Source organism: Solirhodobacter sp. (genome assembly GCF_964715405.1).
The window spans coordinates 47,526-72,888 of record NZ_CBAICG010000005.1; the positions used below are offsets into that span (position 1 = coordinate 47,526).

General features: G+C 68.8%; 24 protein-coding genes. 12 read left to right on the forward strand and 12 right to left on the reverse strand.

Annotated features, from left to right (window positions below; translation table 11 throughout):
- Positions 1–62: 62 nt before the first annotated feature.
- Together AC11WY_RS03270 and AC11WY_RS03275 are read right to left on the reverse strand one after the other, a co-directional pair.
- Complete coding sequence (locus AC11WY_RS03270; RefSeq protein ID WP_482922485.1) at positions 63–1,478, reverse strand: ROK family protein; 1,416 nt, start codon at positions 1,476–1,478, stop codon at positions 63–65.
- Position 1,479: 1 nt separating this feature from the next.
- A complete protein-coding gene (locus AC11WY_RS03275) occupies positions 1,480–2,385 on the reverse strand; it encodes a tagatose-bisphosphate aldolase (protein ID WP_482922487.1) in 906 nt (301 codons plus the stop codon).
- A 193-nt stretch (positions 2,386–2,578) separates the two neighbouring features.
- On the opposite strand from AC11WY_RS03275, the gene AC11WY_RS03280 reads away from it, so the two are divergent.
- The 10 genes from AC11WY_RS03280 (at position 2,579) to AC11WY_RS03325 (ending at position 12,115) form a co-directional block, all read left to right on the forward strand.
- A complete protein-coding gene (locus AC11WY_RS03280; protein ID WP_482922489.1) occupies positions 2,579–3,514 on the forward strand; it encodes a sugar-binding transcriptional regulator in 936 nt (311 codons plus the stop codon).
- Between the two features lie 125 nt (positions 3,515–3,639).
- Complete coding sequence (locus AC11WY_RS03285; RefSeq protein ID WP_482922491.1) at positions 3,640–4,638, forward strand: ABC transporter substrate-binding protein; 999 nt, start codon at positions 3,640–3,642, stop codon at positions 4,636–4,638.
- A gap of 109 nt (positions 4,639–4,747) precedes the next feature.
- Positions 4,748–5,809, forward strand: coding sequence for an ABC transporter permease subunit (locus tag AC11WY_RS03290; protein ID WP_482922493.1), 1,062 nt, complete (start codon positions 4,748–4,750; stop codon positions 5,807–5,809).
- On the forward strand, positions 5,802–6,548 hold the full coding sequence (locus AC11WY_RS03295) for an ATP-binding cassette domain-containing protein (RefSeq protein ID WP_482922495.1): 747 nt from the start codon (positions 5,802–5,804) through the stop codon (positions 6,546–6,548). Before AC11WY_RS03290 ends, AC11WY_RS03295 begins: the two co-directional genes overlap by 8 nt.
- Positions 6,549–6,557: 9 nt before the next feature.
- Positions 6,558–7,508 (forward strand): carbohydrate kinase family protein, encoded by a 951-nt coding sequence (locus AC11WY_RS03300; RefSeq protein WP_482922497.1) that lies wholly within the window; start codon positions 6,558–6,560, stop codon positions 7,506–7,508.
- A complete protein-coding gene (locus AC11WY_RS03305; RefSeq protein WP_482922499.1) occupies positions 7,505–8,725 on the forward strand; it encodes a class II D-tagatose-bisphosphate aldolase non-catalytic subunit in 1,221 nt (406 codons plus the stop codon). Before AC11WY_RS03300 ends, AC11WY_RS03305 begins: the two co-directional genes overlap by 4 nt.
- 1 nt (position 8,726) lies before the next feature.
- Entirely contained in the window at positions 8,727–9,803 is a 1,077-nt protein-coding gene (locus tag AC11WY_RS03310) for a Gfo/Idh/MocA family protein (RefSeq protein WP_482922501.1), read from the forward strand.
- On the forward strand, positions 9,803–10,624 hold the full coding sequence (locus tag AC11WY_RS03315; RefSeq protein WP_482922503.1) for a sugar phosphate isomerase/epimerase family protein: 822 nt from the start codon (positions 9,803–9,805) through the stop codon (positions 10,622–10,624). The genes AC11WY_RS03310 and AC11WY_RS03315 overlap by 1 nt, the downstream gene beginning before the upstream one ends.
- Positions 10,621–11,418 (forward strand): alpha/beta fold hydrolase, encoded by a 798-nt coding sequence (locus tag AC11WY_RS03320; protein WP_482922505.1) that lies wholly within the window; start codon positions 10,621–10,623, stop codon positions 11,416–11,418. Before AC11WY_RS03315 ends, AC11WY_RS03320 begins: the two co-directional genes overlap by 4 nt.
- A gap of 1 nt (position 11,419) precedes the next feature.
- Entirely contained in the window at positions 11,420–12,115 is a 696-nt protein-coding gene (locus AC11WY_RS03325; RefSeq protein WP_482922507.1) for a ribulose-phosphate 3-epimerase, read from the forward strand.
- A 93-nt stretch (positions 12,116–12,208) separates the two neighbouring features.
- On the opposite strand, the gene AC11WY_RS03330 is transcribed toward AC11WY_RS03325, so the two are convergent.
- The 10 genes from AC11WY_RS03330 to betC all read right to left on the reverse strand — a co-directional run bounded on the left by AC11WY_RS03330 (position 12,209) and on the right by betC (position 21,525).
- A complete protein-coding gene (locus AC11WY_RS03330) occupies positions 12,209–12,826 on the reverse strand; it encodes a TetR/AcrR family transcriptional regulator (protein ID WP_482922509.1) in 618 nt (205 codons plus the stop codon).
- The gene (gene ppk2, locus AC11WY_RS03335; protein WP_482922511.1) at positions 12,819–13,688 is read right to left on the reverse strand and encodes a polyphosphate kinase 2; all 870 of its coding nucleotides are present in this window, start codon (positions 13,686–13,688) and stop codon (positions 12,819–12,821) included. Before ppk2 ends, AC11WY_RS03330 begins: the two co-directional genes overlap by 8 nt.
- Positions 13,689–13,733: 45 nt before the next feature.
- On the reverse strand, positions 13,734–14,684 hold the full coding sequence (locus AC11WY_RS03340; protein ID WP_482922513.1) for an alpha/beta fold hydrolase: 951 nt from the start codon (positions 14,682–14,684) through the stop codon (positions 13,734–13,736).
- Positions 14,674–15,591, reverse strand: a complete 918-nt coding sequence (metA, locus tag AC11WY_RS03345; RefSeq protein ID WP_482922515.1) for a homoserine O-acetyltransferase MetA — start codon at positions 15,589–15,591, stop codon at positions 14,674–14,676. Before metA ends, AC11WY_RS03340 begins: the two co-directional genes overlap by 11 nt.
- A gap of 38 nt (positions 15,592–15,629) precedes the next feature.
- Positions 15,630–16,490 carry an ATPase gene (locus AC11WY_RS03350; RefSeq protein WP_482922517.1) on the reverse strand — a complete coding sequence of 287 codons (861 nt, stop codon included), beginning with the start codon at positions 16,488–16,490 and terminating at the stop codon, positions 15,630–15,632.
- Between the two features lie 55 nt (positions 16,491–16,545).
- Complete coding sequence (locus AC11WY_RS03355; RefSeq protein ID WP_482922519.1) at positions 16,546–17,469, reverse strand: DMT family transporter; 924 nt, start codon at positions 17,467–17,469, stop codon at positions 16,546–16,548.
- Between the two features lie 108 nt (positions 17,470–17,577).
- Positions 17,578–18,681, reverse strand: coding sequence for an OmpP1/FadL family transporter (locus AC11WY_RS03360; protein ID WP_482922521.1), 1,104 nt, complete (start codon positions 18,679–18,681; stop codon positions 17,578–17,580).
- A gap of 104 nt (positions 18,682–18,785) precedes the next feature.
- On the reverse strand, positions 18,786–19,673 hold the full coding sequence (locus AC11WY_RS03365; RefSeq protein WP_482922523.1) for a DMT family transporter: 888 nt from the start codon (positions 19,671–19,673) through the stop codon (positions 18,786–18,788).
- Entirely contained in the window at positions 19,670–19,948 is a 279-nt protein-coding gene (locus AC11WY_RS03370; RefSeq protein ID WP_482922525.1) for a putative quinol monooxygenase, read from the reverse strand. The genes AC11WY_RS03365 and AC11WY_RS03370 overlap by 4 nt, the downstream gene beginning before the upstream one ends.
- Positions 19,949–20,013: 65 nt before the next feature.
- Positions 20,014–21,525 carry a choline-sulfatase gene (betC, locus tag AC11WY_RS03375; RefSeq protein ID WP_482922527.1) on the reverse strand — a complete coding sequence of 504 codons (1,512 nt, stop codon included), beginning with the start codon at positions 21,523–21,525 and terminating at the stop codon, positions 20,014–20,016.
- Between the two features lie 116 nt (positions 21,526–21,641).
- Here betC and AC11WY_RS03380 point away from each other — a divergent pair, with 116 nt between their 5' ends.
- On the forward strand, positions 21,642–23,630 hold the full coding sequence (locus AC11WY_RS03380; RefSeq protein WP_482922653.1) for a CocE/NonD family hydrolase: 1,989 nt from the start codon (positions 21,642–21,644) through the stop codon (positions 23,628–23,630).
- Between the two features lie 145 nt (positions 23,631–23,775).
- On the forward strand, positions 23,776–25,362 hold the full coding sequence (locus AC11WY_RS03385; RefSeq protein ID WP_482922529.1) for an ABC transporter substrate-binding protein: 1,587 nt from the start codon (positions 23,776–23,778) through the stop codon (positions 25,360–25,362).
- The last annotated feature ends 1 nt before the right edge of the window (position 25,363 follow it).

The window sequence follows — 25,363 nt, forward strand, 5'->3', positions numbered from 1 at the left end:
GCGGTTCGGGCGGTCAGCTCTGCGTAAGCCTCAGCCCTGCGTAAGCCCTCGCCGCGCCGCGGTCAATTTTGCGCCCGCAGCAAGGCATCGGGCCAGTGCGCGGCGATCCAGCCGATCACGCGGGCCGCGTCGGGCGGGTGGGTGGTGTCGATCTCCAGCACCGGGCCGCGCCCGGTGGGGCGCGCACGGGCGGCCAGCGCGATCAGTTCGGGCACATAGTCGTGCCCCGGATGCCCCGGCGCGCGGCTATCGACGCGGGCGGCGTAGCGCGCGCCGATGGTTTCCGGCGGGGCGGTGCACCAAAGCTCCAGCGTCTCGGTGATCCCGGCGCGGGCGAGGCCCGCCGCCAGCACCTCGGGCGGCTGAAAGCCGAACCAGGCGTCGAGGATGAAACTCGCCCCCGGCGCCGCGTCGCGCATCAGATCGAACATCGCGGCGTAGCTCGCGCGGCCGAGGCTGCGGTTGAACAGCCGGTCGCCGGGCGGCAGTTCGGCCAGAAACGGGTCCTTGATCGTGTCGAGCGTCAGCACCGGCCAGCCGGTGGCGCGGGCGAGCGCGGCGGTGACGGTGCTCTTGCCGCTGGCGGGCACGCCGTTCACCAGCACCGCGCGCTTGGGCCGCGGCCGGGGCAGGGCGGCCAGCGCGGCGCCGATCATGCCCGCGTCATCGCCGAGGCGGGCCGCCACCACCGGCGCGTCGAACCACGAGGCGCGCGGCGGCACGGTGGCCAGCGCGGCGACCGCCGCCGCCCCGGCGCCACCGCCCAGCACCACCAGATCGGGCGCGCAGGTGGCGATCAGCGCGTCGATGGCGCGCCGCAAGGGTGCGGCCCAGGCGAGGATCACGGCGCGCGCCACGGGGTCATCCGGGCGGGTCAGCAGGTCTTGCGCCCTGGTGCCGGGGGGCAGCCCCGCCTCGGCCAGATGCACCCCGAAGGCGGTGCCGGAACTGACGGTTTCGACGCAGCCCGCCCGCCCGCAGACGCAAGGCCGCCCCGGCGCCTCCACCGGCAGGTGGCCAAGCTGCCCGGCGGTGCCGCGGCCGCGCAGCACAAGGCCGCCGTCCAGGATCGCGCCGCCGATGCCGGTGCCGATGGTCAGCATCACCACGTTGCGCGCGCCGGTCGCGGCACCGCGCCCGGCCTCGCCCAGCAGGGCCATGGTGGCGTCATTCTCCACCACCACCGGCAGGCCGGTCGCGGCCTCCATCGCAGCGAGGAAATCGGTGCCGGACAGGTCGACATAGCCGCCCGACAGGATGCGGCGGTCGGCGGCGATCACCTGACCGGGCACGCCGATGCCGAGCGCCGTCACCTCGGGCGTGCGCAACGCGGCGATCAGCGCCAGGCAGCGGTCGCGCACCACGGCGGGGTCGCGCGAACTGGCCAGCGCCTGCCGGGCCAGGATGTCGCCCGCCGCCGACACCAGCGCCGCGCGGATATGCGTGCCGCCGATGTCGATGCCGATCGCGGCGGCCATCTCAGGCCGCAGTCGGCCGGTGGCGGGCGATCACCGCCTGAATCTCGCGCAGCCGCGGCACCGCGATGCTTTGCAGCCGTTGCCGCTGCACCGCCCGGTCGAGCGAGATGCAGTCTTTCCACAGCGACCGCCCGGCGATCACACCCGAGGCGCCGTTGGCCATCGCGATCTCGACCTGACCGAGGAAGGTCGCGTGATCGACCCCCGCCGACAGCACCGCCCACGGCACATCCCCCGCCATCGCGGTGACATTGGCGCAGGCTGCGGCGGTGCCGGGAAACGGGATCTTCAGCACCTTGGAGCCCAGATCGAGGCAGATCCGCGAGCCGCCCTCGATCAGCGACGGCACCTTGGCCGCGTAATCCTCCTTCGCCTCGCCATCGAGGGCATAGGTCAGGAACTCGACCACCAGCAGCAGGTCTTCCGCCGCGAAATCGGCGAGGCAGGCCTGCAGGATCGCGATGTTGTGGGTGTTGGCGGCGGGGGTGTCGGAGCGCAGGTAGACCATGATCTTGCCGCCCGTCGCGCCCATCTCGCGCACCCGGCGCGCGGTGATGCCGGGGACCAGCTTCGACAGCCGGTAGCCCTCGGGCGACAGATCCCAGCCCGAGGCGTCCAGCCCGATCAGCAGCGCCGTGGTGCGGTGCAGGAAGCCGCCGTCGATGATCCGCGGCACCGCGCAAAGCGGGTCGATCAGCACGCAGGAGGCATGGCGGGCCAGATCGCGCGCGATGTCGATCTTGGTGTCGCCCAGCACGTCGTTGGAGATCGCGACCTGCGCCTCGGGTGTGGTGGCCAGCAACTGCCGCATGCCGCCGCGCTGGTCGCAGGCGATCACCATCATCGCCCCGTCATCGCCGCAGATCTGCTGATAGCCGCGCCGTTCGGCGGTGGTCATGCGCGTCATCGAACCCTCCCTGGGGTGCCCGGATGCGGGCAGGGCGGAAAGGCCCCGGCTTGCCGCCCGCTGTCCGACAGATCGCAGTTGTCAGATTTGGACGATTGCGCGATAACCTCACCTGAAGATCGCTGTAACACGTTGCAGAAAGGAATTGCAACTGTCTGATCAAGACGCCTCGGCTGTCGGCGAAACGCGGGCAATGCTCTACACCGTCGCCAAGCTGCATTACGAGGCCGACCTGCCTCAGGTGCAGATCGCGCGCCAGCTTGGCCTGTCGACCGCGACGATCTCGCGGCTGTTGCAGCGCGCGCGGGCCGAGGGGATCGTGCGCATCGAGGTGCGCGACCCTGTGGCGCCGGATGCGCTTGGCGCGCGGTTGGCGCACCGGCTCGGGCTGCGGCGGGTGGCGGTGGTCGATGCGCCCGCGATCGGGGCGCTGGCGCTTTTGGTTAATCCCCTGGCGGCGATGCTGAAGGCCGAGGGGCTGGGGCCGGGCTCGGTGCTGGCCATCGGCTGGGGTCGCACCATCCGCGCGGTGATCGAGGCCGGGTTGCCGCCCTTGCCGGGCGTCGTCGTGGTGCCCGCGACGGGGGGGATGCAGCAACAGGCGCCGCACTTCCAGATCAACGAATTCGTGCGCATCGCCGCCGACCAGATGCAGGGCACGCCGCATTTCCTGCACGCGCCCTACCTGCCCGCCGCCGACGCGCGGCTGAGCTTCCTGGCCGACCCGGCGATTCGCGACACCGTCGCGCTGTGGGACCGGATCGACGTCGCGGTGGTGGGGATCGGGCTGCCACACATGCTCAACCCCCCCGAGGCCAGCGTGGCCACGGCGAGCGAGCAATCGCTGCTCACCTCGCAGGGCGACGTGATCCGGCACTATTTCGACTCGGCCGGACGGATTATCCATTGGGAGGGCGAGGACCGCATGATTGCGGTCTCGCCCGACCAGTTGCGCCGGGCGCGCCTGTCGATCGGGGTGGCTGCGGACGAGGCGAAGGCGGGCTCGATCATCGGCGCGGCCCGCGCCCGGATGGTGAATGCGGTGGTCACGGACGTGCGCACCGCCGAGGTCATGCTCGACCTGCTCGACGGGCAATCCGCCGGGTGGAAGCCTGCACCCGAAGCCTGAAATCTATTTCAGCAAAGAATTTCCTTGACGCGACGACGGTCTCGCCGTGTAGTTGTCGCACGTAAACCGAGGCCGCCGTACCGATCCGAAGCGAGCGGGCGGGGCCTCATCGGGAGGAGTTTAGGATGAAGCGCCGCATATTTTTCGGGACAGCCGCGGTCGTCGCGCTGTCGAGCGTTCTGAGCATCGGGCCGATTGTCAGCCCCGCCCATGCCGACGCCAAGAAATTCACCATCGCCCTGATTCCGGGCCTGACCACCGACGCGTTCTACATCACCATGCGCAAGGGCGCGCAGGCCGCGGCCGATGCGCTGGGCGTCACGCTGGTGTTCCAGGGCGCGCCCGACTTCAACCCGGTGACGCAGGTTCCGGTGCTTGATGCCGTGATCGCGCGCCATCCCGACGCGATCCTGATCGCGCCGACCGACAAGGTCCAACTGGTGCAGCCGCTGAAGAAGGCCGCCGACGCCGGCATTCCGGTGATCACCGTCGATACCTTCATCGGCACCGGCCACTACCAGACCGGCGCGGGCGATGCCGACTTCCCGCTGTCCTACATCGCGTCCGACAACGTGCTGGGCGGCGAGATCGCGGCGCGGGCGCTGGCCAACGCGATCGGCGGCGAGGGCAAGGTCTATGTCTCGAACGTGAAGCCCGGCATCTCGACGACCGACCAGCGCGAGGAAGGCTTCAAGGAGGCGATGAAGAACGAGTTCCCGAAGATCACCGTGCTTGAGACCCAGTTCAACGACGACGACGCCAACAAGGCCGCCTCGCAGTTGCAGGGCGTGCTGGCGCGCAACGCCGACCTCAAGGGCGTGTTCGGCGCCAACCTGTTCTCGGCGCTCGGCGCCGCGAACGGCGTCAAGCAGGCCGGGCAGACCGGCAAGATCCGGGTCGTCGCCTTCGACGCGCCGACCTCGATCGTCGACAACATCAACTCGGGCCTCGTCGACGTGGCGATCGCCCAGCACCCGGCCGAAATCGGCTATTACGGCGTGGTCTCGGCCTATGCCCACCTGACCGGCAACTCGATCCCGGTTGCGATCGGCACCGGCTTCACCGTGATCGACAAGGCGAACGTCGCCGACCCGAACGTGGCGAAGTACATCTACTCGAACTGATCCGCGTGACAGCGGCGGCTCCGGCGCAACGCCGGGGCCGCCGTTTCGCCTGACCCTGCGGTTGCCAAGCACCCAGGGGCCAAGACATTCCCGGTTTCGAGGGCCTTCAATGACATCTTCCCAGCCCCCCGGCAGCACGGCCAGCGCCGTCGCGCCCCCGGCTGACCATGCCGAGCGCCCGCTGAGCATCGCCCAGCGCATCGCCGAGTTGCGTGCCTGGCTCTTCCTCGCGGCGCTGATCCTCGGGTTCGAGGTCTGGTCGCGGCTCAGCTTTGGCGGCAGTTTCATCGCCAACCCCTACAACGTGCAGTCGATCGCGATCTTCGCGGTGGCGCCGCTGCTGCTGGCAACGGGGCAGACCTTCGTCATCATCTCGGGCGGAATCGACCTGTCGATGGGCTTCATCATGGGGCTGGCGGCGGTCGTCGCGGCGCATGTCACCAACTGGGCGGGCGGCTCGATGGGGCTGGTCTGGGCCGCGCTGTTCGGCACGCTGGTGGCGGTGGCGATCGCGATGGTGCCGGGGATGGTGAACGGCCTGCTGGTGTCGCGGCTGCGGGTGCCGCCGTTCATCGGCACGCTGGGGATGTACGGCGTGGCGCGCGGCGCGGCCTTCCTGGTGGCGGGCGGCACCACGGTGCCGGTGGGCAACGAGGTCTTCGCCACCATCGGCAACGGCCGCATCTGGGGCATTCCCTATGTGGTGCTGATCACCGCCGTGTTCGTGCTGATCATGCACTACCTGCTCAGCCAGACCCGCTTTGGCCAGCACAACTACGCCATCGGCGCCAATGAACAGGCGGCGCGGCGGGCGGGGATCGACATCAAGGGCCATGTGCTGAAGCTTTACATCCTGTCGGCGGCCTGCGCCGGGCTGGCGGGTGTGCTCTATTCCGCGCGGTTCAGCGCCGGGGCGGCGCAGGCGGGCGAACCCCTGCTGCTCGACTCGGTCGCCGCGGTGGTGATCGGCGGCGCCAGCCTCTTTGGCGGCTCGGGCACCATCCTGGGCACCGTCGCGGGGGCCTTCGTGATCGCCGTGATCCAGTACGGCCTTGTCTTCATCAACGTCGAGCCGTTCTGGCAGTTCATCAGCGTCGGCATCGTCATCATCATCTCGGTCCTGATCGACCAGGCGCAGCGGCGCTTCAGCGGAGGGCGGCAGAGTGAGTGACCAAGGGCCCCTGCTGGAAGTGCGGCACCTGTCGAAGAACTTCGGCCCGGTGCAGGCGCTCAGCGATCTGTCGATGCAGGTCTTCCCCGGCGAGGTGGTGGCGCTCGCGGGTGACAACGGCGCGGGCAAGACCACGCTGATCAAGGCGATCTCGGGCGTCTACAAACCCTCGTCGGGCGACATCATCCTGCGCGGGCATCCGGTCAGCTTCGCCTCGCCGCAGGATGCCCGCGATCAGGGCATCGAGACGATCTATCAGGACCTGTCGCTGGCCGACAACCTGTCGATCGGCGGCAACATCTTCCTGGGCCGCGAGCCGATGCGGCGGCTGTTCGGCTTCCTGCCGGTGCTCGACCGCGCCAGGATGGCAAAGGCCGCGCAGGAAACGATGGCGCTGCTGGATTTCCACGTCAACCGGCTGGAGGCGCCGGTCAGCAACTTCTCGGGCGGGCAGCGGCAGGCGGTGGCGATCGGCCGGGCGGTGTTCTGGAACGCGCAGATCCTGATCATGGACGAGCCGACCGCCGCCCTTGGCGTGCCCGAACAGCGCAAGGTGCTGGCGCTGATCAAGCAACTCAAGGCGCAGGGCCGGGGCGTGATCTTCATCTCGCACAACATGCAGGACATCTTCGCGGTGGCCGATCGCATCGTGGTGCTGCGGCGCGGGATCGAGGCCGGGCAGCGCCGGATCAGCGAGACCAGCCAGGACGAGGTCATCAAGATGATGATCGGCGGCTGAGGCGGCATCGTGTCAGGTGCGGTCGTGGCCTCCCTGGGCGAGTTGCTGGTGGAATTCATCTGCACCGAAACGGGTGGCCACAACCTGCGCCCCTTGCCCTATGTCGGCCCCTTCGCCAGCGGTGCGCCCGGCATCTTCATCGACCAGGCCGCCCGGCTCGGCGCGCGCGGGGTGTTTGCGGGCGCGGTGGGGGAGGATGCCTTCGGCACCGTGCTGCGGCAGCGGCTGACCGGCGCGGGCGTGTCGGAGACGCTGATCCGCACCGTGCCGGACCTGCCCACCGGCACCGCCCATGTCAGCTACAACGCCGATGGCAGCCGCGAATTCGTGTTCAACATCGCGCAGTCCGCCGCCGCGCAGTTCCCCGACGGCGCCGCGGCGGTGGCGGCGTTCCGCGCGGCCGGGGCGCAGGTGATCCACGTTTCGGGCTCCACCCTCGGCGATCCGGGGATGCGGGGCCGGGTGATGGCGATCGTGCGCGCGCTGAAGGCGGGCGGCGTGGCGGTGTCGTTCGACCCCAACATCCGCACCGAACTGATGACCGATGCGGGCTACATGACGGCGGCGCGCGACCTGCTGGACCTTGCCGACTACGTCCTGCCCAGCGATGCCGACGCGGCACTGCTGTTTCCGGGCGCGGCATTCGGCGACTGGTCGGCCTGGTTGCTGTCGCGTGGCGCCCGTGTCGTGGGGCTGAAGCGCGGCGCCGACGGGGCCATCGCACGCGATGCGGTCGGCCAGCACGCGCGCCCCGGCCACCCGGTTGACGTGGTCGATCCGACCGGCGCGGGCGATTGCTTCTGCGCCACGCTGGTGACCTGCCTGCTGCTGGGCGACGATCTTGCGGGCGCACTGACGCGCGCCAACGCGGCGGGGGCGCTGGCCGTGGGCAAGCTTGGCCCGATGGAGGGCAACAGCACCCGCGCCGAAATCGACGCCTTCCTCGCGGGGCGGACATGAGTCGGTTGGTGGACCATCTGGCGGCGGGGGGCGGCCTGCCGTCTTGGTGCACCGCGCACCCCGACACGCTGACCGCGATCCTTGCCCGCTACCGCGACGATGACGCGCCGATCCTGATCGAGGCGACCTGCAATCAGGTCAACCAGACCGGCGGCTACACCGGCATGACCCCGGCCGATTTCGTGGCCTTTGTCAGGGCCTTGGCGGGTGATGCTCAGGTCGATCCGGCGCGCCTGATCCTGGGCGGCGACCACCTTGGCCCGAACCCCTGGAAGGCCGAACCCGCCGCGCAGGCGATGGCAAAGGCGCGCGCGATGGTGGCGGCCTATGTCGCGGCGGGGTTCGAGAAGATCCACCTCGACGCCTCGATGGCCTGCGCCGACGACGGTGTGCTGGCCGAGGAGGTGATGGCCGCCCGCGCCGCCGACCTGTGCGCGGTGGCCGAGGCATCGGGCCGACCGCTGGCCTATGTGATCGGCACCGAGGTGCCGGTGCCCGGCGGCGAGACCGAACGGCTCGACACGCTGGCCGTGACCCGCCCCGCGGCGGTGCGCCGCACGCTCGACCTGCACCGCGCGGCCTTCGTGGCGCGCGGCCTTTCCGCCGCCTTTGACCGGGTGATCGGCGTCGTCACCCAGCCCGGCGTCGATTTCGGCAACGATCACGTCTATGCCTTCGACCCCGCCAAGGCCGCCGACCTTTCCGCCCTGCTGCCCGGCCTGCCGACGTTCGAGGCGCATTCGACCGACTACCAGACCGGCCCGGCGCTGGCGGTGCTGGTCGCGGGCCATTTCCGCATCCTGAAGGTCGGGCCGGAACTCACCTTCGCCTTTCGTCAGGCCGCCTTCGCGCTCGAACGGATCGAGGCGGCGCTGGAGGTGGCGAACCCCTCCCGCCTCACCGCCACCTTGCAGGCCGCGATGCGCGCCGCCCCGGCCCAATGGCGCGGCCATGTCGCGCCGGGGCCGCGCGAGGCCGAGGAGATGCTTTACGGCCTGTCGGACCGCGTGCGCTATTACTGGCCGGTGCCCCCGGTGCGGAAGGCGTGGGATCGGCTCTGCGCCAACCTGCGCGCCGCGAACCCCGCGCCCGGCCTCGTCGCGCAGGCGTTGGGCGCGCTGGTGGAACCGGGCGATCCGGCCACCTTGCCAGACCGCGCCGTGGGTCGGATGGTCGGGCAGGTCGTCACCAGGTACCGCACCGCAACAGGAGGCTGAGATGCCGAAGAAGGAAGACCGCCTGCTGCGCGTCGGCGTGCTGGGCTGCGGCCCGATCGCGCAGGCCGCGCATTTCGAAAGCTGCACCAAGGCGCGCAACGCCGAGCTTTACGCGATCTGCGACGTGGCCGACGATCTGCGCGCCCGCATGGCCGCCACCCACGCCCCGCGCCGCAGCTTTGCCGATTACGACGCGATGCTGGCCGACCCCGAGCTTGAGGCGGTGATCATCGCCACCTCGGACGCCTTCCACATCGAGGCCGCGCGGCGGGCGCTGGAGGCGGGCAAGCATGTGCTGTGCGAAAAGCCGCTGGCAACCGCGGTCGAGGACGCCGAGTCGCTGCGCGCGCCGCTGGCCGCGAGCGGGTGCCGGTTGCAGGTCGGACACATGAAGCGTTTCGACGCCGGCTTGCAGGCGGCGAAGGATTTCATCGACGGCGAGATGGGTCCGATGGTGGCGCTGAAGGCCTGGTACTGCGACAGCACGCACCGCTATGCGATGACCGACGCGGTGCAGCCGTTGATGGTGACCAGCGCCGGGGTGAAGAAGCCCGCGGGCAACCCCAAGGCCGACCTCGACCGCTATTACATGCTGGCGCACGGCAGCCATCTGGTGGATACCGCGCGCTATTTCGCCGGGCCGCTGGTGGCGGTGGAGGCGCGGCTCGCGAACCGCGGCGGGATGCACTGCTGGTTCGTGGATGTGGAATTTGCCAATGGCACGCTCGGCCATCTGGACCTGACCGTTGCGGTGCGGATGGACTGGTTCGAGGGGTTCCAGATCTATGGCGCGAACGGCTCGATCCTGGGCAAGACCTACAACCCGTGGTATTACAAAACCTCCGAGGTGGACATCTTCCACGAGGCCGAGGGCGGCTCGCGCCGGGTGCTGGGGGCGGATGGCCACTTCTACCGCCGCCAGTTGGAGGGCTTCTCCGAGGTGATCCTGTATGGCGCGCCGATGACCGGCGCGGATCTGGAGGACGGCATCGCCTCGGTGCGCGCGATGGTCGCCATCGCGCAATCGGCACGGTCGGGGCAACCCGTGCGGCTTGATGCGGCGGAGGGCGAGGTCTGATGCGGCTGGGGATTTTCGCCAAGACGTTTCCGGGGGCCGATCCGCAGACGGTGCTGCGCGCGGCGGCGGGCGCGGGTTACGCGGCGGTGCAGTACAACATGGCCTGTTCCGGCCTGCCCTCGATGCCGGACGCGATCGAGGAGGCCACCGCTTTCGCGGTGGCAAACGCGGCGCGCGCCACCGGCGTGGCGGTGGCCGCCGTGTCGGGCACCTACAACATGATCCACCCTGATCCGGCCGTGCGCGCCCAGGGGCTGCGTCGGCTGGGCGCGATCATCGCCGCCGCGCCCGCGATGGGGGCGGGAATGGTGACGCTCTGCACCGGCACCCGCGACGCGGCAGACCAGTGGCGCACCCACCCCGACAACGGCACGCCCGAGGCCTGGGCCGACCTTTTGGCCGAGATGGGCAAGGCCGCGGCGCTGGCCGAGGCGGGGGGCGTGACGCTGGGGATCGAGCCGGAACTGGCCAACGTGATCGACAGCGCGGCCAAGGCGCGGCGGCTGATCGACACGCTGCACAGCCCGGCGCTGGTGATCGTGCTGGACCCGGCGAACCTGGCCGAAGTGGTGACCCCCGCCGAACGGCGCGACATCGTGGCCCGCGCGGTGGACCTTCTGGCCGACCGCATCGCGATGGCCCATGCCAAGGACCGCGCCGCCGATGGCGGCTTTGCCACGGCGGGGCAGGGCGTCGTCGATTTCCCGCATTTCATCGGCTGCCTGCGCGCGGCGGGGTTCGACGGCGATCTGGTCACCCACGGGCTTTCGGCGGCCGAGGCGCCGGGCGTGGCGGCCTACCTGCGCGGTCTCACGGCATGACGCCCACCGGCTGGCTGATCCGCGACGGCTTGCGGCTGGCGGTGCATGACGCGGGCGGCGCGGGGGCGGCGGTGGTGTTCCAGCACGGCCTGTGCGGCGATGCGGGGCAGACGGCCGAGGCGTTTCCCGCCGTGCCGGGCTTCCGCAGGGTGACGCTGGAGTGCCGGGGGCAGGGCGCGTCGGACATGGGCGCGGTGTCGCTGGCCATCTTCGCCGCTGATGTGGCGGCGCTGGCCGAGGGGCTGTCGCCGCCGCTGGTGATCGGCGGCATCTCGATGGGCGCGGCGATTGCGCTGCGGCTGGCGGTGACGCGGCCCGATCTGGTGCGCGCGCTGATCCTGGTGCGCCCGGCCTGGGGGGTGGACCCCGCGCCGCCCAACATGGCGCCGAACGCCGAGGTCGGGGCCTTGCTGGCGTGCCTGCCGCCCGCCGAGGCGCGCGCGGCCTTCGCGGCCAGCGCCACGGCGCGGCGGCTGGCGGCTGAGGCGCCCGACAACCTCGCCTCGTTGCTGGGCTTTTTCGACCGCGCGCCGCAGGACGACACCGCGCGGCTGCTGACCACAATCTCCGCCGATGGCCCCGGTATCACCGAGGCCGACCTGCGCGCGCTGCGCCTGCCCGTGCTGGTTTGCGGCACGGCCGAGGATGCGATCCACCCGCTGGCGCTGGCCCGCCGTCTGGCCGCGCTGATTCCGGCCTCGCGGTTCATCGACCTGCCGCCCAAGGGCCGCGACAAGCCCGCCCATCTTGCGGCGCTGCACGCCGCCATCGCCGCTTTCCTCAAGGAGGTCTGACATGCCCCGCCCCGCCCCCGGCTGGACCCACCGCCTGCCGCGCAATCGGCTGATCGCCGAGTTTTCGATGTGGTCGGCCGACCTGATCCGGCTGGCCGACGATCTGGCCCGCATCGCGCCCCATGCCGACGTGCTGCACATCGACGTGGCCGACGGGCATTTCGCCCCGGCGCTGCTGTTCTTTCCCGATCTGGTGGCGCGGCTGCGGGCGCAAACGGTGCTGCCGATCCATGTGCACCTGATGGTGGCCGACGCGATCCTGCTGGCCCAGATCGACCAGTTCGCCGAAGCGGGCGCCGACCTGATCAGCCTGCACGCGGAAAACGGCGCGATGGTGGAACCGGGGCTGGACCGGATCGCGGCGCACGGGCTGGCGGCGGGCATGGTGCTGCGCGTCGAGACGGCGGTGGAGGCAGCGGAACCCTGGTTGGACCGGCTCGATTTCCTGACCCTGCTGGGCACCGCGATCGGCGTCAAGGGGCAGGGGCTGGACCCCACCGCGGGCGACCGGCTGCGCCATGCGGCGGCGCTGATCGAAGGCTGCGGCAAGCGCATCGTGCTGGCGGCGGATGGCGGCATCCGCGACACCACGGTGCCGATCCTGCGCGCGGCGGGGGCGGAAACCGTGGTGCTCGGCTCGCTCGCCTTCGGCGCGCCCGATCTGGCGGCGCGGATGGCCTGGCTGGCGGCGCTCTAAAGCGAATTGCGTTCATCTTGAATCAGAATTCGCCCCAAGGTTTGGGCGAATTCTGATGTCCTTGCGTCAGATGGAACGCAATTCTCTCTAGGCTCAGCGGTCGGGCGGCAGCAGGCCGAGGCCGCGCAGGTAGATGCCGATGCCGGCTTCCAGCAGTTCCTCGGGCGGGAAGGGCGAGCGCAGGCCGGGGCCGCCGCGCGCGAACAGTTCCACCACGCCGTGGCTCATCGCCCAGATGTGCGCCGAGAACATCGAGGGCGGCGGGCGCTTTTCCGGCGGGATATGTTCCGACAGCTTCGCCGCCGCCCGTTCCAGCACACCGCGCGCCCGCATCGCCGCCGCCGCCAGCGCCGGGTTGGCGTTGAGCGACACCCCGCTTTCGAACATCGCCATGTAGTGCCCCGGATAGCGGCGGGCAAAGGCGAGGTAGGCGCGCCCGGTCGCCTCGAACGCGGCTAGCGCCGAGGGTTTGCCGTCGTTGTAGGCGTATTCCATCAGGCTGGCAAAAATCTCGTAGCCCTGCCGCGCAGCCTCGGCGATCAGGTCTTCGCGGCCCGCGAAATGGCGGTAGACCGCGGCGGGCGTCACCCCTGCGGCCTTGGCCGCTTCGGACAGGGTAAAGCCCTGCGGCCCCTTTTCGGTGATCAGCTGCAGCGTCGCATCGACCAGCGCCTGGCGCAGGTTGCCGTGGTGGTAGCCGGCCTTAGCCATGCAGAAGGTCCGGGCCTCCGCAGATCGTCGCGTCGATCTCGCCGATCGCCACCGTGTCCTTGCCGCGATAGTCGAGCTTGCGCAGGATCGTCTGGGCGGCGGCAATGCGGGCGCGCATCTTGTCGTCCGACAGGATCACCGTCCAGGGCGTCGCCGGCCGGTGCGAGCGGGTAAGCGTGTCGGTGATGGCGGTGGTATATTCGTCCCAGCGCCGCAGCCCGTCGACGTCGATCTGGCTGAGCTTCCATTGCTTGACCGGATCGTTCTCGCGGTCCAGAAAGCGATTGAGCTGCTCGGCGCGGTCGACCGAGAGCCAGAACTTGATCAGCACCAGCCCTTCCTCGACCAGCATCGCCTCGAACGGCGGCAACTGGGTGAAGAAATGCTCGCGCTGCGTATCGGTGCAGAAGCCGAAGACCCTCTCGACCACGCCGCGGTTGTACCAGCTGCGGTCAAACAGCGCCATCTCGCCGACCGAGGGCAGACGCTCGACATAGCGCTGGAAATACCACTCGCCGGTCTCGCGCTCGGTCGGCTTGGGCAGCGCGACGACGGCGCAGGTGCGCGGGTTCAGGTCTTCGGTCAGCGCCTTGATCGTGCCGCCCTTGCCGGCGGCGTCGCGCCCCTCGAACAGCATGACGATCCGCTTGCCGGTGGCGCGCAGGTCGGCTTCGAGCTTGGCAAGCTCGACCCGCAGGATGCCCATGTGCGCGGCGTAGTCCTTCTTGCCCATCTGCTCGGCATAGGGATAGCTTGACGACGGGATGAAGCCCGCGCCGCCCTTCTCGATCGCCTTGCGCACATGGCCGGGCGCGTCCTCCTTCAGATATTTCGTGATAGCGCCGTTGAAGGGCAGGTCCATCGTGTCACCTCGTTACCGGTGTCGCCAGTATGGCGATTGGGCGGGTCAGCGCAATCCGGCGCGGGTGGCGGCGCGGTGAATGGCCGCGATCACCGCCTCCGGGTGGGTGTGGTGCGGCATGTGACCCGCCCCTTCCAGCCGCACGAGGTTGGCACCGGGGATTTGCCGGGCCAGCGGCTCGGCGTGCACGTTTAGCGGCACGATGGTGTCGGCGGTGCCGTGGATGATCTCGACCGGCAGGCGCAGGCCGGGATAGAGCGCGGCCATCGCCCGGACATGGGGCAGCAGTTCATTCACCTGGCGCGCGTTTTCGCGCATCGTGGCGCGGCGGAGCGTCAGCGGGGCGCCGACGTAATCGGCGTAGCCCGCGGGGGCCGGGTCGGGGGCGAAAATCTCCTCGATGGTGGCGATCACGCGGCGGCGGCTGGCGAAGGCGGTGACCAGCGGGATCACCGCCCGGTTGCCCAGCCGGGTGGCGGTCAGCCGATACCAGCCGCCCAGACTGCCGCGCCAGGGGTTCGAGGCGCCCGCGACGATGACGAGCCCCGCGGTATCCTGCGGTGCCGTAAGCGCCCAGCCGAGCGCGACGGCGCCGCCATAGCTTTGCCCCAGCACCAGCGGGCGCTGAAGGCCCAGCTTTTGCGCGGCGGCCTGCAAGGTGCGGGCCTGCATGCGCGGGTCGCTGCCCGCCTCGGCCAGCGGATCGGACCAGCCGAGGCCGGGGCGGTCGAAGGCGGTGACGCGGAAATCGCCCTTCAGCCGGGCGATCAGGCCAAAGGTGAACTCGCGCGTGTTGCCGCTGGCGCCGTGCAGCAGCACAAGGTCCGGCCCCGCGCCCTCGGTATGGGCGTGGATGCGGCGGCCGTTCACGTGCAGCAGGCGGCCGGTGGGCGGAAAGTCCACCTCGGCGCGCGCCTCGCGGCGACGGGCGCGCCGTTCGGCGGCGGCAAGGACGCTGCTCGCGGCCGCGCCGACAAGAAGGTACTCAAGTCCCAAGTTGCCTCAGATCATAGGGCGTTGTCTGATAGATCTCGTTGATCCAGTTGCCATAAAGCAGATGTGCGTGGCTGCGCCAGCGGTTCAGGGGGGGCCTCGCGGGATCGTCATCGGGGTAGTAGTTCGCGGGCACGTTGATCGGTGTGCCGGCCGCCACGTCGCGGTCGTATTCCTGCTTCAGCGTATCGTTGTCGTATTCGAAGTGGTTGAAGATATAGAGCGCGCGATGGGCCGGGTCGTCCACCAGACAGGGCCCGACCTCGTCCGAGACGATCAGCGTGGTCAGCCCCGGCGCGGCATCGATCTCGGCCTGGCGCATCTCGGTCCAGCGGCTGACGGGGATCAGCAGGTCGTCGGAAAAGCCGCGCAGGAACGGCGAGGCGGGGACAAGGGCGTGGTGGCGGAAGCAGCCGAACGCCTTGTGCCGTAACAGGTGCTTGGCCACGCCGTGGAAGTGGTAGATCATCGCCATGCCGCCCCAGCAGACCCCGAAGGTCGAATGGACATGGGTCTGGGTCCAGTCCATCACCTCGACCAGTTCGTCCCAGTAGGTGACATCCTCGAAGGCCAGATGCTCGATCGGCGCGCCGGTGATGATGAGGCCGTCGAAGTATTCCCCCTTCACCTCCTCGAACGAGCGGTAGAACGCGTCCATGTGCTCGGGCGCGGTGTTCTTCGAGGTGTGCTCGGTCATCTTGATCAGCGTCAGCTCGATCTGCAGCGGCGTCGCGCCGATCAGCCGGGCGAACTGCGTTTCGGTCTGAATCTTCTTCGGCATCAGGTTCAAGAGCGCGATCCGCAGCGGCCGGATGTCCTGCCGGGCGGCGCGCGTTTCCGACATGACCATCACGCCTTCCTTGGCGAGGATGTCATAGGCGGGCAGCGTTTCGGGCAGGGTGATGGGCATCGGTCTCTCCGGTTCGGCAGTGTCAGGTGGGGCGGCGGTCAGCGCCGCTCAAGGGCAAGGGCAATGAGGTCGGTCAGGCCCTGGGCATCGCGGACCTGCGCCACCTCGGCGGCGGTGACGGTCACGCCCCAGTGCCGCGCCATCGCGGCATAGCGCGGCTGGCGATGCGCCAGCACCTGCGCATAACCCCAGCGCAGGAAGGCATCGGGGTTCACCTCCGCCTCGGCGATGCCGTTCTGGTCAAGGTAGCGCGCCCAGATCTCCGTGAGGAAGGCGGGCTGGTAATAGATCGGCTTGGGTGCGCGGTCGAAACGGCGGATCAGGTCGGCGGTATTGGCCTCGCTGCCCTGAATCCAGACCAGCAGCAGGTTCCGTGACAGTGCCGTCAGCACCGGGTCGGCGGCATCGTCGGGGTCCACCACCTCGCAGATCGAGCCGCCGCTATCGCAGACGAAACTGTCGTAGCCGTAAAGCTCATGCGCGCGGTCGATGAAATGCGGCGTGTCGAGCAGCGCCGCGACCTCGGCCACCCGATGCTGGTCCTGCCGCCGCAGATATTCGGCGAAAGGCAGGCCGCCACGCTCGGGGTTGCCCGGCTTGCCAAGGTAGGTCGAAAGCGGCGCGAGGTTGTCGAAGGTGATGTTCGACGCGATATAGACCGAGTCGGTCATCAGAAGCTCGCGCAGCAGCGGCACCTTCATCGCCTCGCGCTTGAAGTTGTCGGCGATCAACTCGCCCATGTAGCGCGTGCCGATGCGGTAATCGACCGAGTAGTGGAACCAGCCGCCAGAGTCGCGCAGGAGGTTCGAGACGTGGGTCTTGCCCAGCCCGGACATGCCGAACAGAAGCACCCGCTTGGCTTTTGCCGCGCGCCAGTCCTGTGCCGTTTGGTAGATCATCGCCGCGCCGTCCCCTCATGTCGTCAGACCGGGTTAGCGCCAAGCGACGGCAAGATCACGCGGATTTTTCGGCCCGTGCCCGCGCACGGCGAAAGACGCGCCCGTCGATCACCAGAAGCCCCAGAACAAGCAGCGCAAAGCCCGCATAGGCGCGCGGGTGCAGCGCCTCGCCCAGCACCAGCGCGCCCAGCATGATCGCGATCGGGGGGATCAGCAGGGTGACAAGGCTGACGTTGCCCGCCCCGGCCATGCCGAGCACCCGGTAGAACAGAAGGTAAGCCCCCGCGGTGGCGGCAAAGGCAAGGTAGGCGGCGGCGGCCCAGACCTCGGGGGTGTAGTGCAGCGCGGGCAGGCCGTCCTGCCAGAGCGCGAGCGGCACCAGCATCACGGCCGACCCCGCGAGCATGCCGGCCGAAACGACCTCGGGCCGCAGCCCCTTCATCGTCGCCCGCGCAAAGGCGGCGGCGCAGGCGTAAGACAGCGCGGCGCCGAGGATGGCGAGTTGCGACAGCGACGTCAGGTCGAGCGCCGACAGCGCCTTGATCCCGATCACGGTCACCACCCCGGCAAAGCCCAGCAGCACGCCCGCCACCTTGCGCAGGTGTAACCGCTCGTCGGGGAAGGCGAGCGCGGCCACCAGCACGCCGAAGATCGCCGTCGCGCCGTTCAGGATCGAGGCGAGGCCGGTGGGGATGCGCAACTCGCCCCAGGTGATCAGCGTATAGGGGACAAGGTTGTTCAAGAGCCCGAGGATCAGGAAGGCGGCCCAGATCCGCGGGCCCTTGGGCAGCGGCAGGCGCCGCGCCAGCACATAGGCCCAGAGCACGGCCAAAGCCCCGATCACACGGAAGCTGACCAGCGTCAGCACCCCCAGTTCGCGCAAGCCCACGCGGATCGACAGGAACGAGCCGCCCCAGATCAGGGCAAGCAGGCAGAGTTCGGCCCAGGCGCGCGGCGAGATCGTTTGTTGTGCGGTCATGGCCGCGCTTCTGCCCGGTTTTCCGGCGCCGCGCGACCCGAATCCTGCGCCGCGCATGAAAAAGGCCCCGCCGGTCGGGCGGGGCCTTGGTGTTCGTCGCTGACCGGATCAGAAGCTCCAGCCGACCTTCACGCCGATGCCGACCGCGCTGTTGCCGCTGAAGTTCGCGCGTGCGGTGTTGGCGGTTTGCGGGTTGGCCTTGCCCAGTGTCGTGTAGTTGATGCCGGTCGTGATCTTCATGTTGCCCTGGGTGTAGACCGCGGCCAGCGTCACGCCGAACAGGCCGGTCGAGGGCGCCAGCGGCGAGACCAGCCGGTTGCCCGGCGCCTCATACTGAATCGAGGCCGCGCCCGACCAGGAGTCGGTGAACTTGTGACCCACGCCGAGGGTGTAGGTGACGGTGTTCGACAGGTTCACGAGCCCGCCGCCAGTCAGGTGGGTGAAGGTCGACGGGTCGATCTGGAATTCCGACCAGTTGGCCCAGCGGATCGAGCCGAACACCAGCGTGGTCTTGTTGATGCCCGACTGGAGGTCGAGGTTGACGGACTGCGGCGTCTTGACGGTGGTCGGCGTGTTGCCGATCACCCCGCCGCCCAGCGTTTCGACCGTGTCGAACTTGTGCGAGATCGCCGAGTTGTAGGTCAGCGCGAACCGCATCGCGTATTCGGGGATCTCGTAGGCCGCGCCGACGACATAGCCCAGTGCCGTGTCGGTCGCGAGGCTGACCTTGTAGCCGTTCACCCCGCCGTAGGCGAGACCGCTCAGCCCGACGTTGCCGCTTGCCTGCTGAACCCGGACACCGCCGTAGATGCTGAAGCGGTCGTTCATCTTGTAGCGCAACAGCGCCGTCAGATCGTTTGCGGTGGTCTTGGCCGAAGTGCCGCCGAGCGCGACCGAGGAGGTCGGGTAAAGCACGTTGGCGCCGAAGGCCTGATCATAGATGACCGCGTAGGACAGTTGCTTGTTGATGTCCTGCTTGAAGGCGAAGGACGGCACCATGAAGCTTGAGGCGACGTTGCCGATGGCGCTGCCGCCGAAGGCTGCCACGTCATTGCCGCTCAGCGACGGCCTGACGTAGCCGAAGGACAGTTCGGCATAGCCGCCGGCCTCGAACAGCGGGCTGATCCCTTGCCCGGAACGGTCGATGCCACCCGCCAGGGCCGCCCCAGCGCTGGCGGCAAGAACGCCCAACGTTACCAGTATTTGCTTCATGTCCCACTCCCTGGCCGTCATGTTGCGCGGCCTCTGCTGGCAATGAGGCTAGGTGGCGTTCAAATTTCCGTCAATCTGTTACGCCGCGTCAGACTCTCGCGGCGTTACCGCCGTGGCATGGATGCACGATTTGCCGCGCGGATGTTGACGATGTTGGCCACGAATATCACCGCGGCGCCCAGAAAGACGAAGCCGTCGAGCGGCTCGCCGTACAGCAGCATCCCGACCACCGCGATCACCGGCAGCCGCGCGAAATCCAGCGGCATCACGATGCTGGCGGGCGCGACCGACAGCGCGGTGGTCAGGCAGAAATGCGCCAGCAGGCCCGCGCAGCCGATCAGCGCCAGCCCGGCCAGCGCGCCGGGCGAGGGGATCGTGACATGGCCCTGCCAGGCCAGCGCGCAGATCACGCCAAAGATCGTTTGCAGCAACGTCATCCAGAACAGGATCTCGAACACCGGCTCGGTGCGCGTCAGGATCTTGGTGAAGATCGCCGACCCGGCAAAGCCGATCGCCGCCGCCGCCGCGGCGATGATGCCCAGGTTCAAGTGCGCGGGGTCCGGTCGCGCCACGATCAGGATGCCGACAAAGCCCAGCCCCGCCGCCAGCGCGCGGGCCCGCGTCATCCGCTCGCCCAGCACGAAGGGCGCGATCAGCGCGACCCAGAGCGGTGCCGTGAACTCCAGCGCGAAGACCTGCGCCAGCGGAATCACGGTGATCGCCCAGAACCACAGGTTCTGCCCGGTGAAGTGGAAGATGTTGCGCAGGCCCTGCAGCGGCAGGCGGTGCGGCGCCAGATCGGCCAGCCGCCCGCGCGCCGCCGCCACCGCGCCCACGATGATCACCCCCACCAGCGAGCGGTAGATCATCAGCTCGAACACGTTGACCTGATGCTCGACCGACCGGCCGACCACCGCCATCGCCGAGAACGAGACGATCGCGCCGATCATCCACAGCGCGGCCTTCAGCACCTGCGGGCGTTGCTCGGTCATGCCCCGGTCACCGTGTAGTGGCGCGGGATGTGGGCCGAGGCGCGGCCCCATTCGCTGGCGCGGCTGCGGGCCTGATGGGCCTCGAAGGCGGCGCGGTCGGCGAAGGTTTCGTCAACCTGCCAGATCAGCGGATCGGCGGTCGGGGTGACCGCGAAGGTCAGACAGCCCGGTTCGGCCCGGCTGAGGCGGAGGTGATCCGGCAGCAGCCGCGCGATCAGGTCGGCGTCTTGCGGCGTGGCGCAGGCGAGGGTGCCCCGAAGGGTGACGGCGGGCATCGGTTGGGCTTTCGGGGGCGGGGGTTCAGGAGGTGACACGGCGACGGGCGGGAAAAAGGGCGGGGTCATTCCCCGCGCGGGAAGCGTTTCGAGTCTTCCAGCACGTTCAGGTCCATGTGGTTGCGCATGTAGCGTTCCGACGCCTTCTGCAACGGCTGGAAATCCCACGGGAAATAGGCGCCGTTGCGCAGCGCCTCGTAAACCACCCAGCGCCGCGCCTGGCTTTCGCGCACGGCGGCATCGAAGCGCGGCAAGTCCCAGCGGTGGGCAACCTGCGCGCGAAACGAGGTCAGCAGCACGGCATGGGCCGGATCGGCGGCCAGGTTGCGACGTTCGTCCGGGTCGGCAGAAAGGTCGAAAAGCTGTTCGGGATCAAGGGCACAGGCGATGTACTTGAAGTTTCCTTCGCGCAGACAGACCAAGGGCGCACAACTGCCCTCGGCGGCATATTCGATCGCCACCGGCGCCGTGCGCGGGGTGCCTTGCGCCAGCGGCACCAGGCTTTCGCCATCGGTCCAGGGCATCACCTCGGCCATCGAGACGCGGGCGAGGTCGCACAGCGTCGGCGTCACGTCGATGGTGGAGACGGGCGTGTCGATCCGGCCGGGGGTCAGGCCGGGGGCGGCGAGCATCAGCGGCACCCGGGCGGAGCCTTCGAAGAAGTTCATCTTGAACCACAACCCGCGGTCGCCCAGCATGTCGCCGTGATCCGAGACGAAGACCACGATGACCTGTTGCCGGGTCGCCTCCAGCACGGCCAGAATCTCGCCGATCTTGTCGTCGATGTAGGAGATATTCGCGAAATATCCGTGCCTTGCGCGGCGAACCTGATCCGGCGTCAGATCGAACGCGCGCCAGTCGCAGGCATCCATCAGGCGTTTGGAGTGGGCGTCCTGTCGATCATAGGGGATCGCCGGAATGGCGGGGTCGAGATGGGCGCAATCCTCATACAGATCCCAGTATTTGCGCCGTGCGACATAGGGGTCATGAGGGTGGGTGAAGCTGACCGTCAGGCACCACGGCCGCTCATCCGCGCCGCGCGACAGGTCGTAAAGCTTCTGCACCGCCTGATGCGCCACGTCGTCGTCGTATTCCAACTGGTTGGTGATCTCGGCCACGCCCGCCCCGGTGACGCTGCCGAGGTTGTGATACCACCAGTCGATCCGCTCGCCGGGTTTACGGTAATCCGGCGTCCAGCCGAAATCGGCGGGGTAGATGTCGGTCGTCAGTCGGCTCTCGAACCCGTGCAACTGGTCGGGGCCGACGAAGTGCATTTTGCCTGACAGCGTCGTGGCATAGCCAGCGCGCCTCAGGTGGTGCGCGAAGGTCGGGATGTCGGACGCGAACTCGGCCGCGTTGTCATAGACGCGGGTGCGCGAGGGCAGTTGGCCCGACATGAAGCTCGCCCGCCCCGGCGCGCAGAGCGGCGAGCCGGTATAGGCATTGGCAAAGCGCACCGAGCGCGCGGCCAGCGCCTTGAGGTTGGGCGCGTGCAGCCAGTCGGCGGGGCCATCGGGAAAGAGCGTGCCGTTGAGTTGATCAACCATCAGGATCAGGATGTTCGGGCGGTCGGTCATGGCGTCCCTCGGCGGTTGCGGCAATGTCGGTGGGCGACGCACTTGGGTCGCGGACAGAGGCCTCCGGCGGGGATATTTGCGCCAAGATGAAAGTGCAAGCGTCGTGGGAGGGCCGGATGAAGGTGGTGCACGAGTTTCCGAACCGGGTCGTCGAAACACCGGACATGGGCATCGTGCTGGCGGAAGGTTGCCGTCTGTCGGCGCGGGTGTGGCGGCCCGAGGGGGCGGCGCCGGTGCCCGCGATCCTAGAATTCCTGCCCTACCGCAAGCGCGACGGCACCGTGGTGCGCGATGCGCTGACGCATCCCTACCTGGCGGGTCACGGCTATGCCTGCCTGCGGGTCGACATGCGCGGCAATGGCGACAGCCACGGGCTGATGGACGATGAATATTCGCCGCAGGAACTCGCCGATGCCTGCGAGGTGATCGCCTGGATCGCGGCGCAGCCCTGGTGCAGCGGCAGCGTCGGCATGATGGGGATCAGTTGGGGCGGGTTCAATTCGCTGCAGGTGGCGGCGCTGCAACCGCCCGCGCTGAAGGCGATCATCACGCTCTGTTCGACGGTCGACCGCTATGCCGACGACATCCACTACAAGGGCGGGTGTCTCTTGAACGAGAACCTCGGCTGGGGCGCGACGATGTGGGCCTATTCGTCCCGCGCGCCGGACCCGGCCCTGCGCAACTCGTGGCGCGAGGACTGGATCGCGCGGCTGGAACACGAACCGTTCCTGCCCGCCGTCTGGCTGCGCCATCAGCGCCGCGATGCCTACTGGGCGCATGGCTCGGTCTGCGAGGATTACAGCGCCATCACGGCGGCGGTGCTGGCGGTCGGCGGCTGGGGCGACAGTTACAAGAACGCGGTGCCGCAACTGGTGCAGAACCTGTCGGCGCCGGTGAAGGGGATCGTCGGCCCCTGGGTGCACAAGTATCCGCATTTCGCGGTGCCCGAGCCGCGCATCGGCTTTTTGCAGGAGGCGCTGCGCTGGTGGGACCGCTGGCTGAAGGGGATCGAGACCGGGGTGGAGGCCGATCCGGCCTATCGCGCCTACCTGATGGACGGGGTGCGGCCCGCCTCGTGGTACGACCACCGGCCGGGGCGCTGGATCGCCGAAGCGGCCTGGCCCGCGCCGGGGGTGCAGACGGTTCAACTGGCGCTGAGCGACGGCAGGCTGGGGCAGGGCGCGGCCCCGTTCGAAACCACGCTCGCCTCGCCGCAGCAGTGCGGGGCGGCGGGGGGCGAGTATTGCGCGATCTGGCTGGGGCCGGAAATGCCGGGCGATCAGCGCGGCGACGACGCGCTGTCGGCCTGTTTCGAGTCCGAGGTCATGGCGGCAACCGACATCGTCGGCGCGCCGGTGCTGCGGCTGACGCTCGCCTCTGATCGGCCGATGGCACAGGTGGCGGTGCGGCTGAACCATGTCCACCCCGATGGCGCGGCGACCCGCATCACTTGGGGCGTGCTGAACCTGACGCACCGCAATGGCCATGCGCAGCCCGAATCGCTGCCGGTCGGGCAGGCGGTGGAGGTGGAGGTGGCGCTGGACCACATCGCCTACCGCCTGCCCGCCGGGCACCGGCTGCGGGTGGCGGTTTCCTCGGCCTATTGGCCGATGATCTGGCCGTCGCCGGAACCGGTCACGCTGGTGCTGACGGGCGGCTCGCTGGCGCTGCCGGTGCGGGCGACGGCCACCGATGCCGAGTGGACCTTTCCCGAGGCGGAAACCGCCCCGCCGTTGGCGATGCGTGAAATTCGCGCCCCCGCGCATGTGCGGCGGACCGAGACCGACCAGCGCACCGGGATCGTTTCGCTGGTGATCGAGGATGATTTCGGCATGGCGGAAAACCTTGACCACGGCATCATCACCGGGTCGGTCGCGCGCGAGCGCTGGGACATTCACCCCGACGATCCGTTGTCGGCGCGGGGTGCGTGCCACTGGACCGAAGAGATGATCCGCGACGGCATCCATCTGCGCACCGAGGCGCGCTGCCGGATGTGGTCGGACGCGACCACCTTTCACCTCGCGGCCGAGCTGGAGGCCTGGGAGGGTGACCGGCTGATCCTGAGCCGCGAGGTGCGCGAAGCGGTGCCGCGTGACCATCTTTAGACACGGCGGGCTTTGAGGCGCGACGGGGTGTTCATCACGTTGTTACGCAATTGCGCCCCGATACGAAAGAAAACGTTGCCCGATCTGCCAAATGCGGGTTATTGATCGCTTAATCAACAAAAGACCACCACCAGGGAGCTACAAAATGTCTGACGAACTGAGCTATCTTGCCGCGCGCGCGGCGCGTGGCCTGCTGAACCGCCGCGCCTTCCTTGGCCGTGCGGCGGCGCTTGGCGTGACCGCGACAATGGCGAACACCCTGCTGGCCAGCGCGGTGCGCGCGGCCGGTCCGAAGGCCGGCGGCACGCTGACGATGGGCCTTGGCGGCGGCGAAAGCACCAACTCGCTGGACCCGGGGCTCGACGCGAGCCAGTTTCCGTTCATGTACATGTCCACCATGGGCAACATGCTGACGACCGTGGACCCCAAGGGCAACCTCGAAGCCTCGCTGGCCGAAAGCTGGGACTCGTCGCCCGACGCGATCACCTGGACCTTCAAGATCCGCAAGGGGGTCGAATTCCACAACGGCGCCACGATGACCGTGGACGATGTGGTCAAGACGCTGCAGCGCCATTCCGACAAGAACTCCAAATCCGGCGCCTTGGGCATCATGGCGGGGATCTCCGACCTCAAGGCCGACGGCGACAATCTGGTGGTGACGCTGCACACCGCGAACGCCGACCTGCCCTATCTGATGGCCGATTATCACCTGATCATGCAGCCCGGTGGCGGCATGGACAAACCCGACGCGGGCATCTTCACCGGCGCCTACAAGCTCAAGACCTTCGAGCCGGGCGTGCGCATCGTGATGGAGAAGAACGCCAACTACTGGGATTCGTCGGTCGGCCATTTCGACAGTGTCGAGATGCTGGTGATCAACGACGCCACCGCGCGCAACGCGGCGCTGCAATCGGGCCAGGTCCAGATGGTCAACCAGGTCGAGCCCAAGGTGGCCGACCTCTTGAAGCGCGGCAAGAACATCACGGTGGCGGCGGCGGCGGGCCACGGCATCTATGTGTTCAACATGTTCTGCGACACCGCGCCGTTCGACAACAACGACCTGCGCATGGCGCTGAAGCTGGCCATCGACCGCGAGGAGATGGTGAAGAAGATCCTTGCAGGCTATGGCACGGTCGGCAACGACATGCCGATCAACGCCTCCTACCCGCTGTTCGACGACACCATCGAACAGCGCAAATACGACCCCGAAGCGGCGGCGGCGGCCTACAAGAAGTCCGGTCACTCGGGCTCGATCCTGCTGCGCACCTCGGACGCGGCCTTCCCCGGCGCGATCGACGCCGCGGCGCTTTACCAGCAATCGGCCAAGAAGGCCGGCATCACGCTAGAGATCAAGCGCGAGCCGAACGACGGCTACTGGAACGACGTCTGGAACAAGCAGCCGTTCAGCGCGTCCTACTGGGGCGGGCGGGCGACGCAGGACCAGATGTATTCCACCGCCTATCTTTCGACGGCGGACTGGAACGACACCCGCTTCAAGGATCCGAAGTTCGACGCCCTGCTGATGCAGGGCCGCGCCGAACTGGACCCGGTCAAGCGCAAGGCGATCTATTCCGACATGGGCCACATGATGCGCGACACCGGCGGCCTGATCTGCCCGATGTTCAACAACTTCATCGCGGCCTATCGCAACGACAAGATCGCAGGCTGGGCGGACAACCCGAACCAGGACATGATGAACGGTCTGGCCGGCGTGAAGTGCTGGGCGGCCTGAC

Bases quoted from the DNA above. Each gene is read 5' to 3' on its own strand.
- AC11WY_RS03270 (WP_482922485.1), bottom strand. From the start codon at position 1,478: ATGGCCGCCGCGATCGGCATCGACATCGGCGGCACGCATATCCGCGCG.
- betC (WP_482922527.1), bottom strand. From the start codon at position 21,525: ATGACCGACCGCCCGAACATCCTGATCCTGATGGTTGATCAACTCAAC.
- AC11WY_RS03350 (WP_482922517.1), bottom strand. From the start codon at position 16,490: ATGATCTACCAAACGGCACAGGACTGGCGCGCGGCAAAAGCCAAGCGG.
- AC11WY_RS03285 (WP_482922491.1), top strand. From the start codon at position 3,640: ATGAAGCGCCGCATATTTTTCGGGACAGCCGCGGTCGTCGCGCTGTCG.
- AC11WY_RS03315 (WP_482922503.1), top strand. From the start codon at position 9,803: ATGCGGCTGGGGATTTTCGCCAAGACGTTTCCGGGGGCCGATCCGCAG.
- AC11WY_RS03330 (WP_482922509.1), bottom strand. From the start codon at position 12,826: ATGGCTAAGGCCGGCTACCACCACGGCAACCTGCGCCAGGCGCTGGTC.
- AC11WY_RS03380 (WP_482922653.1), top strand. From the start codon at position 21,642: ATGAAGGTGGTGCACGAGTTTCCGAACCGGGTCGTCGAAACACCGGAC.
- AC11WY_RS03320 (WP_482922505.1), top strand. From the start codon at position 10,621: ATGACGCCCACCGGCTGGCTGATCCGCGACGGCTTGCGGCTGGCGGTG.
- AC11WY_RS03310 (WP_482922501.1), top strand. From the start codon at position 8,727: ATGCCGAAGAAGGAAGACCGCCTGCTGCGCGTCGGCGTGCTGGGCTGC.
- AC11WY_RS03370 (WP_482922525.1), bottom strand. From the start codon at position 19,948: ATGCCCGCCGTCACCCTTCGGGGCACCCTCGCCTGCGCCACGCCGCAA.
- AC11WY_RS03275 (WP_482922487.1), bottom strand. From the start codon at position 2,385: ATGACGCGCATGACCACCGCCGAACGGCGCGGCTATCAGCAGATCTGC.
- AC11WY_RS03280 (WP_482922489.1), top strand. From the start codon at position 2,579: ATGCTCTACACCGTCGCCAAGCTGCATTACGAGGCCGACCTGCCTCAG.
- AC11WY_RS03385 (WP_482922529.1), top strand. From the start codon at position 23,776: ATGTCTGACGAACTGAGCTATCTTGCCGCGCGCGCGGCGCGTGGCCTG.
- ppk2 (WP_482922511.1), bottom strand. From the start codon at position 13,688: ATGGACCTGCCCTTCAACGGCGCTATCACGAAATATCTGAAGGAGGAC.
- AC11WY_RS03365 (WP_482922523.1), bottom strand. From the start codon at position 19,673: ATGACCGAGCAACGCCCGCAGGTGCTGAAGGCCGCGCTGTGGATGATC.
- AC11WY_RS03325 (WP_482922507.1), top strand. From the start codon at position 11,420: ATGCCCCGCCCCGCCCCCGGCTGGACCCACCGCCTGCCGCGCAATCGG.
- AC11WY_RS03305 (WP_482922499.1), top strand. From the start codon at position 7,505: ATGAGTCGGTTGGTGGACCATCTGGCGGCGGGGGGCGGCCTGCCGTCT.
- AC11WY_RS03360 (WP_482922521.1), bottom strand. From the start codon at position 18,681: ATGAAGCAAATACTGGTAACGTTGGGCGTTCTTGCCGCCAGCGCTGGG.
- metA (WP_482922515.1), bottom strand. From the start codon at position 15,591: ATGCCCATCACCCTGCCCGAAACGCTGCCCGCCTATGACATCCTCGCC.
- AC11WY_RS03355 (WP_482922519.1), bottom strand. From the start codon at position 17,469: ATGACCGCACAACAAACGATCTCGCCGCGCGCCTGGGCCGAACTCTGC.
- AC11WY_RS03290 (WP_482922493.1), top strand. From the start codon at position 4,748: ATGACATCTTCCCAGCCCCCCGGCAGCACGGCCAGCGCCGTCGCGCCC.